This is a genomic window from Arthrobacter sp. Sr33, from assembly GCF_054511195.1.
On sequence record NZ_JBTNDD010000011.1, the window covers coordinates 120,275 to 136,930 of the forward strand.

At 64.0% G+C, this 16,656-nt stretch carries 14 protein-coding genes; 8 read left to right on the forward strand and 6 right to left on the reverse strand.

The features are described 5' to 3' along the window. Positions 1 to 10: 10 nt before the first annotated feature. From ACX80T_RS14435 to ACX80T_RS14445, 3 genes are all read right to left on the reverse strand, one after another. Positions 11 to 298 (reverse strand): hypothetical protein, encoded by a 288-nt coding sequence (locus ACX80T_RS14435; RefSeq protein WP_133185544.1) that lies wholly within the window; start codon positions 296 to 298, stop codon positions 11 to 13. A gap of 11 nt (positions 299 to 309) precedes the next feature. Then, positions 310 to 1,083, reverse strand: coding sequence for a fumarylacetoacetate hydrolase family protein (locus tag ACX80T_RS14440; protein WP_024476094.1), 774 nt, complete (start codon positions 1,081 to 1,083; stop codon positions 310 to 312). A gap of 176 nt (positions 1,084 to 1,259) precedes the next feature. Further along, entirely contained in the window at positions 1,260 to 1,409 is a 150-nt protein-coding gene (locus ACX80T_RS14445; RefSeq protein ID WP_156911194.1) for a hypothetical protein, read from the reverse strand. Positions 1,410 to 1,633: 224 nt separating this feature from the next. On the opposite strand from ACX80T_RS14445, the gene ACX80T_RS14450 reads away from it, so the two are divergent. Continuing rightward, on the forward strand, positions 1,634 to 2,680 hold the full coding sequence (locus ACX80T_RS14450; RefSeq protein WP_459304768.1) for a hypothetical protein: 1,047 nt from the start codon (positions 1,634 to 1,636) through the stop codon (positions 2,678 to 2,680). A 17-nt stretch (positions 2,681 to 2,697) separates the two neighbouring features. Here the strand turns inward: ACX80T_RS14450 and ACX80T_RS14455 are convergent, their stop codons facing one another. Next, complete coding sequence (locus ACX80T_RS14455; RefSeq protein WP_459304769.1) at positions 2,698 to 4,323, reverse strand: carbohydrate-binding protein; 1,626 nt, start codon at positions 4,321 to 4,323, stop codon at positions 2,698 to 2,700. A 256-nt stretch (positions 4,324 to 4,579) separates the two neighbouring features. On the opposite strand from ACX80T_RS14455, the gene ACX80T_RS14460 reads away from it, so the two are divergent. Genes ACX80T_RS14460 through ACX80T_RS14470 form a run of 3 tightly spaced genes read left to right on the forward strand, consistent with a single transcriptional unit; the run spans position 4,580 to position 8,870 of the window. After that, positions 4,580 to 6,904: a glycosyltransferase family 2 protein gene (locus ACX80T_RS14460; RefSeq protein ID WP_050994955.1), complete on the forward strand. Its 2,325-nt coding sequence runs from the start codon at positions 4,580 to 4,582 to the stop codon at positions 6,902 to 6,904. A gap of 57 nt (positions 6,905 to 6,961) precedes the next feature. Continuing rightward, the gene (locus ACX80T_RS14465; RefSeq protein WP_459304771.1) at positions 6,962 to 7,339 is read left to right on the forward strand and encodes a SpoIIAA family protein; all 378 of its coding nucleotides are present in this window, start codon (positions 6,962 to 6,964) and stop codon (positions 7,337 to 7,339) included. Next, positions 7,332 to 8,870, forward strand: coding sequence for a putative bifunctional diguanylate cyclase/phosphodiesterase (locus ACX80T_RS14470; protein WP_459304773.1), 1,539 nt, complete (start codon positions 7,332 to 7,334; stop codon positions 8,868 to 8,870). The genes ACX80T_RS14465 and ACX80T_RS14470 overlap by 8 nt, the downstream gene beginning before the upstream one ends. 66 nt (positions 8,871 to 8,936) lie before the next feature. On the opposite strand, the gene ACX80T_RS14475 is transcribed toward ACX80T_RS14470, so the two are convergent. Further along, the gene (locus ACX80T_RS14475; RefSeq protein ID WP_024476091.1) at positions 8,937 to 10,043 is read right to left on the reverse strand and encodes a branched-chain amino acid aminotransferase; all 1,107 of its coding nucleotides are present in this window, start codon (positions 10,041 to 10,043) and stop codon (positions 8,937 to 8,939) included. Positions 10,044 to 10,054: 11 nt separating this feature from the next. Next, positions 10,055 to 11,116 carry a 3-isopropylmalate dehydrogenase gene (locus ACX80T_RS14480; protein WP_019483037.1) on the reverse strand — a complete coding sequence of 354 codons (1,062 nt, stop codon included), beginning with the start codon at positions 11,114 to 11,116 and terminating at the stop codon, positions 10,055 to 10,057. 135 nt (positions 11,117 to 11,251) lie between these two features. Between ACX80T_RS14480 and ACX80T_RS14485 the strand changes: the two genes are divergently transcribed. From ACX80T_RS14485 to ACX80T_RS14500, 4 genes are all read left to right on the forward strand, one after another. Continuing rightward, complete coding sequence (locus tag ACX80T_RS14485; protein WP_459304775.1) at positions 11,252 to 12,451, forward strand: sensor histidine kinase; 1,200 nt, start codon at positions 11,252 to 11,254, stop codon at positions 12,449 to 12,451. Beyond that, complete coding sequence (locus ACX80T_RS14490) at positions 12,448 to 13,218, forward strand: response regulator (RefSeq protein WP_459304776.1); 771 nt, start codon at positions 12,448 to 12,450, stop codon at positions 13,216 to 13,218. Before ACX80T_RS14485 ends, ACX80T_RS14490 begins: the two co-directional genes overlap by 4 nt. A 119-nt stretch (positions 13,219 to 13,337) precedes the next feature. Next, complete coding sequence (locus tag ACX80T_RS14495; protein ID WP_459304777.1) at positions 13,338 to 14,114, forward strand: ABC transporter ATP-binding protein; 777 nt, start codon at positions 13,338 to 13,340, stop codon at positions 14,112 to 14,114. 3 nt (positions 14,115 to 14,117) lie between these two features. Beyond that, a complete protein-coding gene (locus ACX80T_RS14500) occupies positions 14,118 to 16,640 on the forward strand; it encodes an FtsX-like permease family protein (RefSeq protein ID WP_459304778.1) in 2,523 nt (840 codons plus the stop codon). Positions 16,641 to 16,656 lie beyond the last annotated feature (16 nt).

Below are 16,656 nucleotides of genomic sequence, written 5' to 3' on the forward strand. Positions count from 1 at the left end.
GAGCGAAGAGCTAGCCCGCGACGAACCACCAGGCGCCGAAGATGAGCACCGCAACAAGGGCGCCGACTCCGAGCTGAACCCGAAGCGGTGTCTTTGGCCGGAAATAGCGAATGGGCAGGACGGCGGCTGCACCGAACCCCAGCGCTGCGAGAGCGGAGATCCACATCTGGGGCGCACCACCGATGGAGGCCGCACGGGCCAACACCAGCGGCAATGCACAGGCCGCGATGGCAAGGTAGCGCCCCAGCCGGCGGCGCTCGGCGCTCGGGCTCCCCTTTTCCACCGGACCCCGCGGCACCCGCCTCATGGTCAGCGACGCGCCGGGTTGGACAACCGCCCGATACCCTCGATCTCGACTTCGTAGGTCTGGCCTTCGCTAATGAGCCCGACGCCGGCTGGTGTCCCGGTCAGGATCAGGTCACCTGGCAGAAGCGTGAAGGCCTGGGATACGTAAGACACCAGTTCCCGTACCCCCCAGATCATCTGGCTGGTTGAGCCGTCCTGCTTGAGTTCACCGTCGAGCCGGCCGCTGACCCGCAGATTCTCGGTGTCCAGTGCTGTTTCGATCCAGGGCCCAACGGGGCAGGAGGTGTCGAAACCCTTGGCGCGCGCCCACTGGTTGTCGGTTTTCTGGGCGTCTCTGGCGGTGAGGTCGTTGGCGCAGGTGTACCCGAAGACCACTTCGTCCACCCGATCCAGCGGCACGTCCTTGCAGATCCGCCCGATCACGACGGCAAGCTCGGATTCGAAGGAGATTTCGTCGGAGAAGGCCGGCAGCGCAATTGGATCGCCGGGGCCGATGACTGAGGTGTTGGGCTTGAAGAACATCAGTGGTGCTGGCGGAACCTCGTTGCCGAGTTCCTTGGCATGCTCCGCGTAGTTGCGGCCGATCCCCACGATCTTGCTGCGCGGGATTACCGGGGCGAGCAGACGGACATCGGCCAACTGGTGGCGGACGCCGGTGAGTTGTACACCTGAGTAGAAGGGGTCGCCAGCCATGACTGCGATCTCTTCCTGGCCTTCCTCTCCCTCAACCACTCCGAATGCTGGGTCACTGTCAACGACAAATCGGGCTATACGCATGAATCCCACGTTACCGTGACCTGAGCGCCTGTGCAGGAATCAGGCGCTCAGCGGGTAGTAATTCCAGAGTGAATTGCCCCGGACAAGCAAATGACCGTGAACCTGTCCCCAGTGGGCAAGTTCACGGTCATCAGGCAAATGCAGCTCAGTTCGAACTGCGACTACGAGGCTGCACCTTAGTTAGGCCAGTCTCCAATATTCGGCCAATCGCCGATTTTGGTGATGCTGCTCTTGAACCCGATAGCAGCATCGGCAGCAGTCGCTGTGGAGACACCGCCGATCGTGAACACGGCTACAACCAGGAGTGAGGCAAATAGTCTTTTCATACGAGAGTCCTTTGCTTATGCGAGAAAGCGCGAGGCACCGGACCTCACGCAGTTTTATTAGTATACGAACGAAGTACAGGAAACCAAGCGTTTTGAAAGATGAACTTCTAGACTGAGTATCTGCCGGGTATCCCCTAAACTAAGCTCGTGGACTCCTTTTTTCATTGGGAACCACAATGCACGACCCAGAGGTCCACTAAAACCGCACGAAGGGGCTACCACCCATGGCGACCAATCAGCCCGGCGACCAGCTGCTGTATGAGCTGCGGGCCAGAGAAGCGTGGAGCCAACGCGATTACGAGAAAGCACGCGTTATCGCCGGTCAAGCCGTCGATCTGGCCCTCCAGGACGACAACCAAGTCGCATGGTGGAACATGGCCTTCTTCCAAGCCGAGTGCTTTCGAGAGGAAGGCGCCGTCGAGGAATCCGTCAAAGTTGCCGAACTACTTCGCGCACACCCGCTGACAGACCAGTCCCCTGCTCTCGCAGCGCGGGTTCTCACATTGCTTGGCATCGGACTTCAGGGCATCGGCCAGCTTCCATCCGCTGTCGACGCGGCCCGGAACGCTGTCGATCTGGCGGCAAGAGATAACGCTCCTCGCGAACTTTTGATAAACGCTCTGCGTGCCCTAATTGCGACTCTGGCAGAAAGCGATCAGGTAGGCGAAGCATGGAATGAGTGCCTAGTCCTGGCTGCACTGATCACTACCGATACCTCCAGCCAGATCTCCGGAAAAGCGTACTGGGTGATCGGGAATGTCGCTTTCCTCCGACAGGAGGTAGCGGACGGTGCAAAGTATCACCGGCTCGCAGCCGCTCATCTGTCACCCAACAATGACCTCGATTTGTGGGCCCGGTTTAACCGCGCCTCAGCAGCGAAGCGGCTTGCCGCCGGCGTTGTTGACGCTGAAACTCTCGAGTGCATCGAACGCGCTGAGACCGCCAGCTCAATTGTGGGCGGTAACGACCGTGACCAGCTGGAGCTGTCCCTGACCCGGGCTCACTGGCTGGTACTTACGGGCCAGCTCAACGCGGCAGTCAAGCGCCTCAAACCGATCTGTGCCGACAGCACCATCCTGGCTTCGCAGACTGCCGGTGAAGCAAATTTGTTGCTCGGACGTGCGCTGGCCGGGCGCGGCGACGACATTGAGGCAATGAATTACCTCGACGCCGCCAAGGCGAACTTCATCCAGTCCGGAGCCCACGATCGGGCGGCGCACGTCGCAGAATTGATCGAATCCCTCATGCAGCCCCAATCAACCACTTCATAAGAGCCGGGCTTCAGCCCTTACGGGGACTCGCTGCGAGTTGCCGTCGGGGTGGGTGTTGCCGACCGTGTGGGCACTGAGGCGTCTTCATCCTCAAGACCCTCGAGGAGCTCAGTGACGTCGTCGTTTGACAGCCGATCCCACGGAGATCCAGCCGAACCCTGCAGGGCAGCTTCCGGGCTGTCGCCCTGGCTCCACCACTTGCATTCGAACACGTGATTATCGAGCTTGACGAGATCACCGCTCTCATACACCTCTTCCGGATCCCATTCGTCGACGGTTCCGGCGGGAACGGTTGGCGCGGAGACTGGTTTCTCACCCGGCAGAACTGGCCCGATCAGCGTCCACGGCGTCTCATCGGCTCGCAGCACTGGGTTGTCCGGTGTGGAATCTTCGTTCCACCATTTGGCCACATACACGTTGCCATGCCAGACCACTCGCTGCTCAGCCACGTAGGTGGCGTCCTCGGACCAGATGGGGTACGGGCTGGTCTCGGGATTGTCCTCGACCAGTTCCGGAGTGGGTTCGGGCGAGGCCGAAGTGGTGGCGATGGTCTCGGAAGTTCCCTCGAACTCCTGACCCAGGAGCTGCGCGAAGCTCTGGCCGTCCTGGTCAATTCCGCTGCACCCAACCGAGACCACAGTCACGTCGGCGTAGTTGTCGCTGCAGGTGGCATCACGGTTCAGGGACCACATGGACATCCGGCCAATACCCTTTTCGACGGCGAAGGCGTTCAGACCCGCAGCGTGATCCAGCGAGAACACCTCGCTGACGACGTCGTTCTGGCCGATCATCGGGGTGAGGCCGAGCTTGGTCCAGAGCGCCTGCGGACCGAGTGGCAGATCAGCGCGGCTGTACAGAGTGGACAGCTGTGAGTGGGTGGCTTCGGCGGCGGCAATCGACGCTTCAAGCATGCTCATTGTTTCGGGCCGGCTTTCACCGAAGTCCATGGTCATGATGTTCACCCCGGCGAGGTCCACTTCGCCTTCGAGCATTTGGGTGACTGCGGTGGTCCCCGGTTCGGTCAGGCCCGTCGGAGCAACCGGTAACGTCAGCCAGACGTTCAGGGGCTCATCGGCCGCCAACCGTTCCTGCTGCAGCAGCGCGATAGCCTCAGCCCGACGCTCCCCTGCTTCGGTGTCGAGCAGGTTTTCGCCCTCGACGTCGAGGTCGATCGTGGAGAGATTGTACCGCTCGACTACTGAGGCGTAAGCGTCTTTCAGATCGTTGACGTCGGTGCAGGAGGTAGCCAGCTCGTCATTGTGCAGACCACCGAAGGACACTGCCACTTCCCCGCCGCTCTGCAGCAGACGGGCGATCCGACGATCCAGGTCCATGGTGGATTCGGCTTCATCAAAGGAGTACGCCGCACCCCAGGATGGTTCACAGGGACTTTCCGGGTCGGCAACGACGAACGACAGAACGATGCTGCCGCCCTCTTCGGTCTGCGGGCGTTCAAAGGCGTAAAACGGAGTGGCAGTCGCATCGACGTAGCCGGCGAACCAGGAGCCGCTATCTTCGGCGGCCCGGGCGTCCTCAAACCGGCTCCAGCCGGTGACGGATCCGGCAACCACCGCTGCCACGACACCGATCACCAGCACGAGTCGAACAAACGAGAGTTTCCGACCCGGAAAGTGCCTTGACAATGTGTTCTCCCCAGGGTCGTGGCCCCCGCCAACCGAGGGAAAGTTGAAATGTAAACTGTTACGTCACTAACACACTATAGTGTCGAATCGTAGTGCTAGTGTTGCACCGTCATAGGACGACTGCATCCGGCGTACCGCCGCTGCGTGGGGTCGCTCAATGATCGTAGATCATCCCACTCGTCGGGTGGAAAGGCGAAAGCCATCTGCGATGGGAGCGGCAAAGTCCGATCCTGCAATCGAGTCGCTGGGGAGCGAGATGAAGGATCACAAAGTGGCTGCTGCCTCTGAGCAACAAAGTAAAGAATCAGTCCCGGCCGCGCGCAAGCGCCAGTGGGGTGCCGAGAAGCGGTCCGAGCCGCTCTCCATCGTTCATCCCACGCCGTCGCGTCGAAAGATCGCGCTAGGCCGCCTGGCCATTGTGGCCACCATGGTTGGGTGGGGCTCCTACGTTGTTACCACCATCCTGCGACAGCTCATCGACAACCCCACCGCCGGCTTCCGTTTCCAGTTCGAAGCGGTGTCGTACCTGATTGTCGTCACCTTCCTCACCTTCTCCGCCCTGCTGTACCTGGTGGCACGCCAGGGTGCCCTGTACCGGTTCCGGGACCACAAGCGGGTGCCGCGCGGCGAGCTAGACCGCCACTTCGCCCACTACGACGAGGGCATCACCGTCCTGGTGCCGTCCTACGCCGAAGAGCCACAAGTGGTGCGGGCAACCCTCTGGTCGGCTGCGCTCCAGGAGTTTCCCGACCTACGCGTTGTCCTGCTCCTCGATGACCCCCCGCACCCCACCGATCCGGTGGTGGCCGAACGCCTGAAAATCACCCGCGAGCTGTCCGAGGGCATCGAGTCCCAGTTGCTTGAGCCCTCCACCCGTTTCAACGACGCGTTGACCAGCTACCGTGAACGACTTATGTCGCCGGGCCCAACCGGAGTGGACGAACTCGAAGTCCTCACAAACGAGTACATTGCAGCGGCCACCTGGCTGGAAGACATGGCGGCCCTCGAGCGGGTTGAAGACCACGTGGATGAGTTCTTCGTCGACCTGGTGCTGATGGGCCTCGCCCGGGAGCTCCGCCTGACGGTACTCGGCCTCACCGCAGCGCGTGCGCAGGGCGAGCAGCCCAACGAAGACCGGGTCACTGAGCTGTACCTCCGGCTGTGCCGCATCTTCACCGCCCGGCTGGAAACGTTCGAACGCAAGATGTTCGCCTCGTTGTCCCACGAAGCCAACAAGGCGATGAACCTCAACTCCTACATTTCCCTCATGGGGAAGCGGTGGCACCGCGAGGAGTCCCCGAGCGGAACCATCCTGCGCCCAGCCGAAGGCCCCGCCCAGGTGGATCTGGACGTGCCAGATTCCACGTACCTCCTGACCCTCGACGCGGATTCGCTACTCCTCCGGGACTACTGCCTGCGTCTGGTCTACCTGCTGGAGTCCCCCGGAAACGAGCGGGTCGCAGTAACGCAGACCCCCTACTCCTCCTTCCGCGGAGCCCCGACCCGAATTGAACGAGTCGCCGGCGCGACCACCGACATCCAGCACATCCTGCACCAGGGCATGTCCTACTACGGCGCCACCTTCTGGGTGGGTGCCAACGCCGTGATCCGCAAGGAAGCGCTGATGGACATTCTCGAAGTCGAGGATGTTGGCGGGTTCGAGATCCACACCTACATCCAGGACCGCACCGTCATCGAGGACACCGAGTCCAGTGTTGACCTCGGTGCCCACGGGTGGACGCTGGTCAACTATCCAGAGCGCCTTAGCTACAGCGCGACTCCCCCGGATTTTGGCTCCCTGGTGGTCCAACGACGCCGCTGGGCCAACGGCGGGCTGCTGATCCTTCCGAAGCTGTGGAACCAGCTGCAGGACCGGCGCTACCGCCGGGATCGGATCCTGGTCCGCGAGGTGCTGCTCCGGGTCAACTACATGGCGTCAATCGCCTGGGCGAGCTTCGGGCTGCTGTTCCTCCTGGGGTACCCCTACGACAGCAGGCTCCTCAGTCCATTGGTCTTCATGACCGCGATGCCGTACTTCCTCGCGATGGGTAGCGATCTCCGCGATTGCGGGCACCGCTTCAGCGACATCTTCAGGATCTATGGTTTCAATATTGTGCTGCTTCCGGTGAACCTGGCCGGGGTCCTGAAATCCATCCAGCAGGCCTTCACCGGCGAGAAGATCCCGTTTGTTCGCACGCCCAAGGTCAAGGACCGCACCGCCGCCCCTGCCCTCTACGTGTTCATCCCCTACGCGATTGTCGCGTTCTCCCTCCTGACCCTGTGGCGCGATGTGCAGCAGGGGAACTGGGGTAACGCTGCATTCGCTGCTTTGAACGCGGTGCTGGCGGCTGGAGCAATTCGCGCCTACATTGGGGTAAACAATTCAATTGTGGACATGGTTCTCGGCGTCCTAAACTGGCTCTACGTACCGCCTCGCAAGAAGCGCGAGACGAAGTCACCGGTTATTGAGAAGTCACCTGAAGAAGCAGATTGGTCCTCCATCCTGTACCACGGAGACCGCCGCCTCAACCGTGACCTCCGGGGATCAAACGACCGCCGCCGACGGATTTCTTCGAGGTAGCCGTCAATCCGCTACCTACCTGGTTGGAGGGCAGTCGCAGTCGAAGTGAAGGGGAACATGTCGGCTATCAATGTGCAGAGCGATCAATCAGGCGAAGGCCAGCCGGGCAACGTCATCAGGCTGGTCATGCCGAAGGGCGTGGACATCACCGGTGAGATCGCTGAAACGCACGCTGCGCGCGCGCGGTCGATCGCCAATGGCAGTCTACGACCGGTGCTGCTGGAGATCTCGGGGGTCGGGTCGATCAGTCGCGATGCACGGGCAGTCTTCACCAGCTCCCGCACTTCCTCGGCGATAGCCGTGCTGGGTGCCTCCCCCGTGGACCGCGTTATGGCCAACTTTTTACTGGGCGGTGACCCGCCGCCCTGCCCCACCCGTTTTTTCACCACTGAGTCCGAGGCAATGGCCTGGTTAGGTAGTTGCCCGCATGCCTGACAATGAAACCGATCCCCGACTGGCCATGCTGGTCGATGGGATCGTTCGGCTCTCCCGCGGCGATCTCAGCACCCGGATGGAGCCCTCCGCGGCGCGGGACGACGTCGACGCCGTTATCACCGGCTTCAACCTGCTTGCCGAAGAGCTTGAACTGGTGCACCGTGACTTCGAGGATCGGGTTGAGAGCCGCACTGCGATGCTCCACCAGGCGCACCTGGACATGCGCGCCATGGCCATGACTGACGCGCTGACGCAGCTGGATAACCGGATTGCACTCCTCGCCAAACTGGAGGATGAGCTGGCGGCCGATGGTGATGCCACGCCGCCGGCCCTGATCCTGCTGGACCTTGACTCCTTCAAGGACGTCAATGACAGTTTTGGGCACGACGCCGGCGACCGGGTTCTGCAGGAGGTCGCCAACCGTCTGGTCGGCGTCATCCGGGACACCGATACCGTCGCCCGCCTGGGCGGGGACGAATTTGCCATCCTGGTCCCCGAGGCGACCCTGGAAATCGCGCTCCGGATCGCCAACCGCGCTCTTGCCGCCCTGGGCGACCGCATCTCGCTGGACGAACTGCATGTCTTTTCCCGTGCCAGCATCGGGGTCAGGCTGGCCGAGCCTGGCCAGAGTCCCGAGAGCATCCTGCTGGACGCGGACACCGCCATGTACGTGGCCAAGCGGGAGGGCCGCAGCACCATCAAGGTCTTCGAACCGGTGATGTTGTTGCAGCGGCAGCTCAGAAGCCAGATTGCCTCCGAGCTCCGCGACGCCATCCGGTCGGATCAGCTGAGCCTTCACTACCAGCCGGTGGTCGACCTGCGTGACGGCCGGGTGCTCGGCCTGGAAGCCCTGGTTCGCTGGAACCATCCCACCCGCGGTTTCATCATGCCGGATGAGTTCATCCCGCTGGCCGAAGAAATCGGCGCGGTGATCGAGCTGGACCGGTGGGTGATGGCTTCGGCGATCCGCCAGTACTCGCTGTGGCGCGCGGAAATGGAGCTCGACGACGATTTCCAGCTACGCCTGAACCTCTCGGCTGTCGAACTGCAGCAGCTCGACCTGGTGGACTATGTGCGGGGGCTATTGCGCCGGTTCGACATCCCGCCCGTCGCGCTGGTACTGGAAATCACCGAAACAGCTCTGGTAACGGGCGGCGAGGTGGAAACGTATTCGCTCCTGAGCCTGAAACAGCTTGGCGTGTGCATCGAGATCGACGACTTCGGCACCGGTTACTCATCCATCAGCTACCTGCGGAAACTTCCCGTCAGCATGGTGAAGGTTGATCGTTCACTGCTCAGCGAGCTGTCCACCGGTTCAATCCAGTTCGGCTTCATTGCTGCGATTCTGCAACTCATCCGGGCAGCGGGCCTGGAGGCAGTGTTCGAGGGAATCGAGACCCTTGAGCAGGCCGAGAAGCTAAAGGAAATGGGCTGCGTGGGGGGCCAGGGCTACTACTTCAGTAAGCCGTTGACCGTCGAGGACACCTCAGCCCTCCTGCGTTCCTCGGCGAAGCTGCCACTCGCCTTTTAGCGGCCGGCTCACCACAATGACCCCCACCCCCGTGCTGCGGGGTGGGGGCCATCGGATGGTCGCGAGCTAGACCAGGCGGGTCAACCAGCCGTGGGTGTCAGGCGAAGTACCCGTCTGGATGCCCAGCAGCTGTTCCCTGATGGACATAGTGACCGCACCGGCCTTGGAATCAGGGGCACCGATCACTTCCGAACCGTCCTTCAGCTGACCGATCGGGGTGATAACCGCGGCGGTACCGCAGGCAAACACTTCAGTGATGTCTCCGGACGCCACCCCATCACGCCATTCATCGAGCGTGATCTTCCGCTCGGTGACCGTGAGTCCGCGGTCCTTGCCCAGCTGGATCACCGATGAGCGGGTAACACCTTCGAGGATGGTCCCGGATAGCGCAGGCGTGACCAGTGAGCCGTCCTTGAACACGAAGAAGACGTTCATTCCGCCGAGTTCCTCGACGGCGTTGTCATTGAACTGGTCCAGGAACAGGACCTGCTTGCAGCCCTGAGCCTCGGCCTCCAGCTGCGCTGCGAGGGACGCGGCATAGTTGCCACCGCACTTCGCGTTGCCGGTGCCGCCACGCCCTGCGCGCGCGTAGTTGCGTGAGACCCAGATGTCGACCGGCGCCAGTTCCCCACCGAAGTAGTTTCCGGCCGGTGAGGCAATGACGCGGAAAGATACTTCGCGTGCCGGCCGTACCCCCAGGAATGCCTCGGTGGCGATCATGAAGGGCCGCAGGTACAGGCTCTCCCCTTCGCGGGTGGGGATCCAGTTCTGGTCCGCCGCCACCAGCTGGCGGAGGGATTCGAGGAAGATGTTCTCGGGCAGCTGTGGCAGGGCCAGCCTTGCTGCAGAGCGGTTCAGCCGCGCAGCGTTCTGGTCCGCCCGGAACGTCCAGACCGATCCGTCCTCGTGACGGTAGGCCTTCATTCCCTCGAAGATCTCCTGACCGTAGTGCAGCACTGCTGCCGCCGGGTCCAGTGCGATAGGCCCGTAGGCTTCCAGACGCGCGTTGCCCCAGCCGCCGGCACCGGTGGTGTCCGCCTTGAAATCGACCACAACCGTGTGATCGGTGAAGTGGTTTCCAAACCCGGGGTCCGCGAGAATCTCGGCCCGTTCCTGATCGGATTTGGGGTTGGCAGAGGGGTGCTGGCTAAATTCCAGGTCGGTGGCTGTCATGGTTAACCAGCTTAGGACACCAGAGCGGCGATCGCATCGCCGATTTGGGCCGTAGTGCGGGGCGCACCGGTGCGGGAGGCGACGTCGTCGTCCACTGCGCGCTCAACCCGCGCGGCGGCGTCGTCGAACCCGAGGTGGCGGAGCATCAAAGCGACGGACAGGATGGCCGCTGTGGGATCGGCCTTCTGCTGCCCGGCGATGTCCGGCGCCGACCCATGAACCGGTTCGAACATGGACGGGGCGGTGCGGTCCATGTTGATGTTGCCCGAGGCTGCCAGCCCGATTCCGCCGGTGATCGCCGCGGCGAGGTCGGTGATGATGTCGCCGAAGAGGTTGTCGGTGACGATGACGTCGAACCGCGCCGGGTCGGTGACCAGGAAGATCATGGCGGCGTCAACGTGCAGGTAATCGTGGGTGACGTCGGGGAATTCGGCGGCAACCGCTTCGACCGTCCGGCGCCACAGGTGGCCTGAGTAGACAAGAACATTGTGCTTGTGGACGAGCGTCAGGTGGCGGCGGGGACGGTCATTGGCCCGGCGGAACGCGTCCCGGACTACCCGCTCCACGCCGTGGGCGGTATTGAGGGAGACTTCGGTGGCAATTTCGTGGGGGGTGCCACCGCGGAGAATGCCGCCGTTGCCGGCGTAGGGCCCCTCGGTTCCTTCACGGACCACAATGAAGTCGATGTCGCCGGGTGCGGCGAGGGGGCTCGCGATGCCCGGGTAGAGCCGTGAGGGGCGCAGGTTCACGAAGTGGTCGAGGGAGAACCGGAGCTTCAGCAGCATCTCGCGTTCGATGATGCCCGAGGGGATGCGGGTGTCGCCCGGGGCAGCACCGACCGCACCGAAGAGGATCGCGTCGTGTTCGCGAAGCTTTGCGAGGGTCTCATCGGGCAGGGTCTCACCTGATGCGAGCCAGTGTTCGGCACCGAGCTGGTATTCGGTCAAGGCGAAGGTGGTGTCGAGGTTCGCGGTGACGCTGTGGAGTACCTTGACGGCTTCTGCGATGACCTCAGGGCCGATTCCGTCGCCCGGGATGACTGCCAGCTGGACTGTTGAAGATGGTTCGCTCATAGGAACAGATTATTCAGGGTTCATATGATGGACAACTCGTCTCACTTAGTGAGATGCGCTGACAGCTCCCCCGCCGGGTGTTCTCCACCCAGGGACTGATGTCTGGGGGATTAGCACCGCCTAGAGTTGACTCCCATGGACCTCCACCACCGTCTCGCTCGTGTGCTGCGCGCCCACCCGGGCCGCGTGGACCTGGCGCTTACGGCGGTGCTGCTGGTGATCCTCGTCGGGCCAACCTTGCTCTCCTCCGCCGTGCCGCTCGAAATGCTCGCCGCAGCCGGGCTGGTTCTTCCCCTCGTCTGGCGGCGGTCCCGACCCGTCCACGCTGCGGGACTGATCGCGGCGGTCTCGGTGCTGCAACTCATCTTCTATGTGATGCCAGTTCCAGCTCAGGCGGCGGTGCTGATAGCCCTCTATGCCCTGGCTGCCTACGCTCCCCGCTGGGCGAGCCTGGGCGGACTTGCGGTGGCTTCAGTCGGCTGTTTCGCCGGTCTACTCAGGTACAGCGCCTACTTCGGAATCAGCCCCTTCGAGATGCGGGACGCGTCACTTCCCCTGTTCGTCGTGATCGCCGTCCTGGTCCAGTCTCTGGTTCTCCTGTGCTGGGCATTCGGCGATCTGGCACGCAACCGCCGACTCACCCTGCAGGCCCTGGAAGACCGCACCCGACGCCTTGAGGTGGAGCGCCAGCAGGAACGGGATCTGGCTGCCGCCGACGAACGCAGTCACATTGCCCGCGAGATGCACGACATCGTGGCCCACTCCCTCTCGGTCATCATCACCCAGGCCGACGGCGCCAGATACGCGAGCGTGCAGGACCCCACGGTGGCGCCAGCGACACTCGGCACCATCGCCGACACCGGCAGGGCCTCACTTCGGGAGATGCGCCGCCTGCTGGGCGTCCTGCGTGGCGATGAGGAAACATCGACGCGGCCGCTCCCGACCCTCGCAGATGTCCGGGCCCTGATCGAAACGGTCCAGCATGCCGGGCTGACCACCGCCTACTCGGTGGACGGCACCAGCCGACGTGAGCTCCCCGCCGGGGCCGAGCTGACCGCCTACCGCGTGGTCCAGGAGTCCCTCACCAACGTGCTGAAACATGCGGGACCCGACGCTCGCGCCGTCGTCGCCCTGGCCTGGACCCCGCGGGGCCTGAACCTCACCATTGACGACGACGGTCGCGGAGCCAGCGCCGATCCCACCTCTGCGGGCGCAGGGCAGGGCATCAAGGGCATGCAGGAACGGCTCGGACTCTACGACGGGGAGCTGACCGCCGTCGCCCCTGCTGGCGGCGGATACCGCATCGCCGCATTCATCCCCTACACGGAAGCATGACAGTGACAAACTACCCAGTGACGGATAACCCAGTGACGGATTGCCAGCTGACGGATGACCAGCTGACCGGCGTACCGGTCATCCGGGTGGCCCTCGTGGATGACCAGCGGCTGGTCCGCAGCGGCTTCACCATGCTGATCAATTCCCAGCCCGACCTGCGCGTCGTGTGCGAGGCGGGAAACGGGACCGAAGCGGTGGCCGCGTTGAACGCCACCAGTGCCGACGTGGTGCTGATGGACGTCCGGATGCCCGGAATGGACGGCATCGAGGCAACCCGCCGCATCCTGGAGCAGGCGTCGCGCCTGACCGGGGCGGCGGAACGGACCGGTCCGAAGATTGTGGTTCTGACCACCTTTGATCTCGACGAGTACGCACTGGCCGCGATCCAGGCGGGTGCGAGCGGCTTTCTGCTCAAGGATGCGCCGCCGGAGGAACTGCTTGAGGCGATCCGCACCGTGTATCGCGGTGACGCGGTGATTGCTCCCTCCACCACCCGGCGGCTGCTGGATCATGTGGCTCCGATGCTGCGCCGGTCCTCCCCCGCTGCGGGCGCCAACGCCGAGTCGGTCAAGTCCCTGACGGCGCGTGAGCGGCAGGTCTTCGGACTGATCGCACGAGGCCTGTCCAACCCCGAGATTGCCGGCAGCCTCTACCTGTCCGAAGCGACAGTGAAAACCCATGTGGGCCATATTCTGGCGAAGCTGCAGGCCCGGGACCGGGTGCAGGCTGTGCTGATCGCCTATGAAACCGGCGTGGTGCACCCCTAGCCCTGAACCTCCTCGTCCCGGAGCACTGGGATGACTCATCCCGCGGGATGAGGAAGGCAGCAGCGGAGACCGGACCGTAGGCTGATCCGCCACGAAGACTGCCGCCCTAGCGTTGAAGCATGAGAATTTCCGCCAACATCGCCGACCACCCTTCGACGTCGTCCGCTGCCTCCCAGCCGGCCGCGTCAGCCGACTCGCTTTCCAAAACCTATGGGCGTGCCGACACCCGCGTGCACGCCCTGAAGGAGGTCAGCGTGACCTTCGAACGCGCCCGGTTCACGGCGATCATGGGCCCCTCGGGGTCCGGCAAGTCCACCCTGATGCATTGCCTGGCAGGGTTGGACACCGCGGACTCCGGCCGCGTCCGGATTGGGGACACCGAACTCACCGGGCTGTCCGACAATGAGCTGACCCGGCTGCGGCGGGACCGGATCGGTTTCGTGTTCCAGGCCTACAACCTGATCCCCACGCTGACCGCCGAACAAAACATCACCCTGCCGGTGGCGCTTGCTGGTGGCACGGTGGACAGTCAGTGGCTGACCGAGGTCTGTGCCACCCTGGGATTGGCCGACCGGCTCACGCACCGGCCGCATGAGCTGTCCGGTGGCCAGCAGCAGCGGGTGGCGGTGGCCCGCGCCCTCCTGACCCGCCCCGACGTGTTGTTCGGCGATGAGCCCACCGGCAACCTCGATTCCCGCTCCGGCGCCGAGGTGCTCTCCCTGCTGCGCCGCAGTACGCGGGAAATGGGGCAGAGCATCATCATGGTGACCCACGACCCCGTGGCCGCTTCCTATGCCGACAGCGTCCTGCTGATGAACGACGGCGAATTGGTGGGCCAGCTGGACCGCAGCACACCCGACGTCATCTCGCAGGCTCTCGCCGGACTGGGGGCCTAGGCGATGCTGCAGGTTGCACTTGCCCAACTCCGGATTCACGCCAGGCGGTTTGTTGCGGTGGGGCTGGCCGTGATGCTCGGCGTCGGCTTCCTCGCCGCGACCCTGATGGTCTCTGGCACTACGCAGGCGACCCTTCAACAAAGCATCGGGGCCACCTACGCGAAGGCTGACCTGGTGGTCACCGTCGGCGACGGCGGTCAGTCAGCACTGGAAACCGAGCAGCTGCTGTCCGGTATTGACGGGGTGTCGGCCGTCCACGCCGCGCAACGGACCCTCTCGACGCTGCAGCTTCCTTCAGGGCCGGCGGACGTATTCGTCCTGAGCACCGCCCCGGCTGAACTTCAAACCTCGACCATGGTCAAGGGGGCCCTCCCCGCCGACGGTTCGGGAATCAGTATCGACAAGACGTCGGTCGCCGAGCTGGGGATGACGGTGGGCGACACCTACGCTCTGGAGCAGTCCTACTATTCGCCCGTCGGCGGCGACGCACCCCCTCCCATGACCGTCACGGTGACGCTCACGGGGATCACCGAGGATTCGGCCGACCCTTATCTCTCCGGTCTGCCGCAGGTCTACGCCGCGCCGGACCTGGTGCAGACCCTGAGCGTCCTGTCCCCCGGCGAGCAACCGCCCCAGGCCACCACCGCCCAGCTGGCCCTCCTCGGAACTGCCGATCCCTCAGCCGTCAGTGCCGATGCCACAGCTGCGCTCGCAGCAGCAGGCGTCTCGGCCGAGGTTCGCACCAGCGCCGAACAGGTGACTGCAGACGTGGCGGCTCTTTCGGGAGGGACTGACCAATTGACGGTGATCCTGCTGGCCTTCGCCGTCGTCGCCGTCCTGGTGACCGTGCTGGTCATCTCCAACACGTTCTCAGTACTGGTGGCGCAGCGAACCCGTGACCTTGCGCTGCTGCGCTGCATTGGCGCCTCGAGGCGTCAGATCCGCCGCTCGGTCCTGCTCGAAGCCGCTGTGGTGGGGCTCGTGTCCTCGGTGCTCGGTGTGCTTCTCGCCACAGGGGTGATGTTTACCCTCGTCTCTGTTGCAGCCGCGCAGGAGGCTACCGAGTTCGCCACCCTGGCCATCCCGGTCTCGGCCATCCTGGTGAGCCTCATCGTCGGCCTCGCGATGACCCTGGCCGCCGCTTTTGTCCCGGCCCGGGCCGCGACCGCTGTCGCCCCCCTCGAGGCGCTACGTCCCGCCGAGGACGCCACGACCGGGACCCGCAAGGGCAGGATACGGCTGGCCATTGGATTGCTGCTCGTGCTGCTCGGCGCCGGGCTGCTCGGGGTGGGCGCCGTTTCATCGGCACTGCTGATCGCGTTACCTGGCGGTGTGTTCTCCTTTGTGGGCGTGCTGCTGTGCGCCTCGCTGTTCCTGCCTGCCCTCGTGACAGCCGTCGGCCGGCTCGCGGCACCGCTGGGAGTGCCGGGTAGGCTCGCGGCGCTCAATGCGGTCCGCAACCCGGCCCGGACCACTGCCACCGCCAGCGCACTGCTGGTGGGCGTCACTCTGGTGACCATGATGATGGCCGGCGCCCACACCTCGCGGGCCGCGTTTGAAGCCGAGCTCGGCGCCAATTACCCGGTGGACCTCGCGGTCCAGGAGGTCGGAAACGCTGCCGCTGCTGACGCTGCCGTGACAACAGTTCAGCAGCTGGCGGGCGTGGATGCGGCGATGGCCCTCTCGGTCGCTGCTGTCTCCGACGAGGCAGCCGGCACCCTGCCCGTGTACGCCATCTCCCCCGACGAGGCGGAGTCCGTGCTTCGCAATACTGGACTTGAGCTGGTGGACGACGTGGTGTTCATGCCGCAGGACTCCGGGCTCACCGAGGTGACGCTCGAGGGTGCGACAGGATCCGTCACTCTCCCGGTCCGGGAAGCCCAGACCCAAATTTTCGTTCCGGCCATCACTGAGGCCACGGCGGCGGCGCTCGGGGCGGCTCCCCTGCCGGGCGTTGCAGCATTGGGCGATGAGACGAGCATTCTGTGGCTGAAACTCGATGACTCACTTGATGCTGCCGGAGTGACTGGGCTGCGGTCCGAGATTGTCGAGGCGCTGAGGGTTTCCGAATATCAGGTCAATGGCGCTGCTATTGAACGGGTCTCCTTCAACGAGATCATCGACGTCATCCTGCTGGTGGTCACGGCGTTGCTGGCCGTCGCGGTGTTGATTGCGCTGATTGGCGTCGCGAACACACTGTCGCTGTCGGTGCTCGAACGCACCAGGGAATCATCCCTGTTGCGCGCGCTGGGCCTGACCCGTGGTCAGCTGCGCGGAATGCTCGCCGTCGAGGCGGTCCTCATTGCCGGCGTCGCTGCCGCCTTCGGGTGCCTGCTCGGGGTGGTGTATGGGTGGCTGGGCGTGCAGTCGGCGCTTGGTGCAATCACCCCGGTCAAGCCGTCGATCCCCTGGGCGCAGCTGGTGGGGGTGGTCGCCGTCGCCGTCGTCGCCGCACTGTTGGCGTCGGTGCTGCCGGCCCGCCGGGCGGCTCGGCTGTCACCGGTCGAGGGACTCGCGACGGCGTGACCCTGACGGCGTGAAT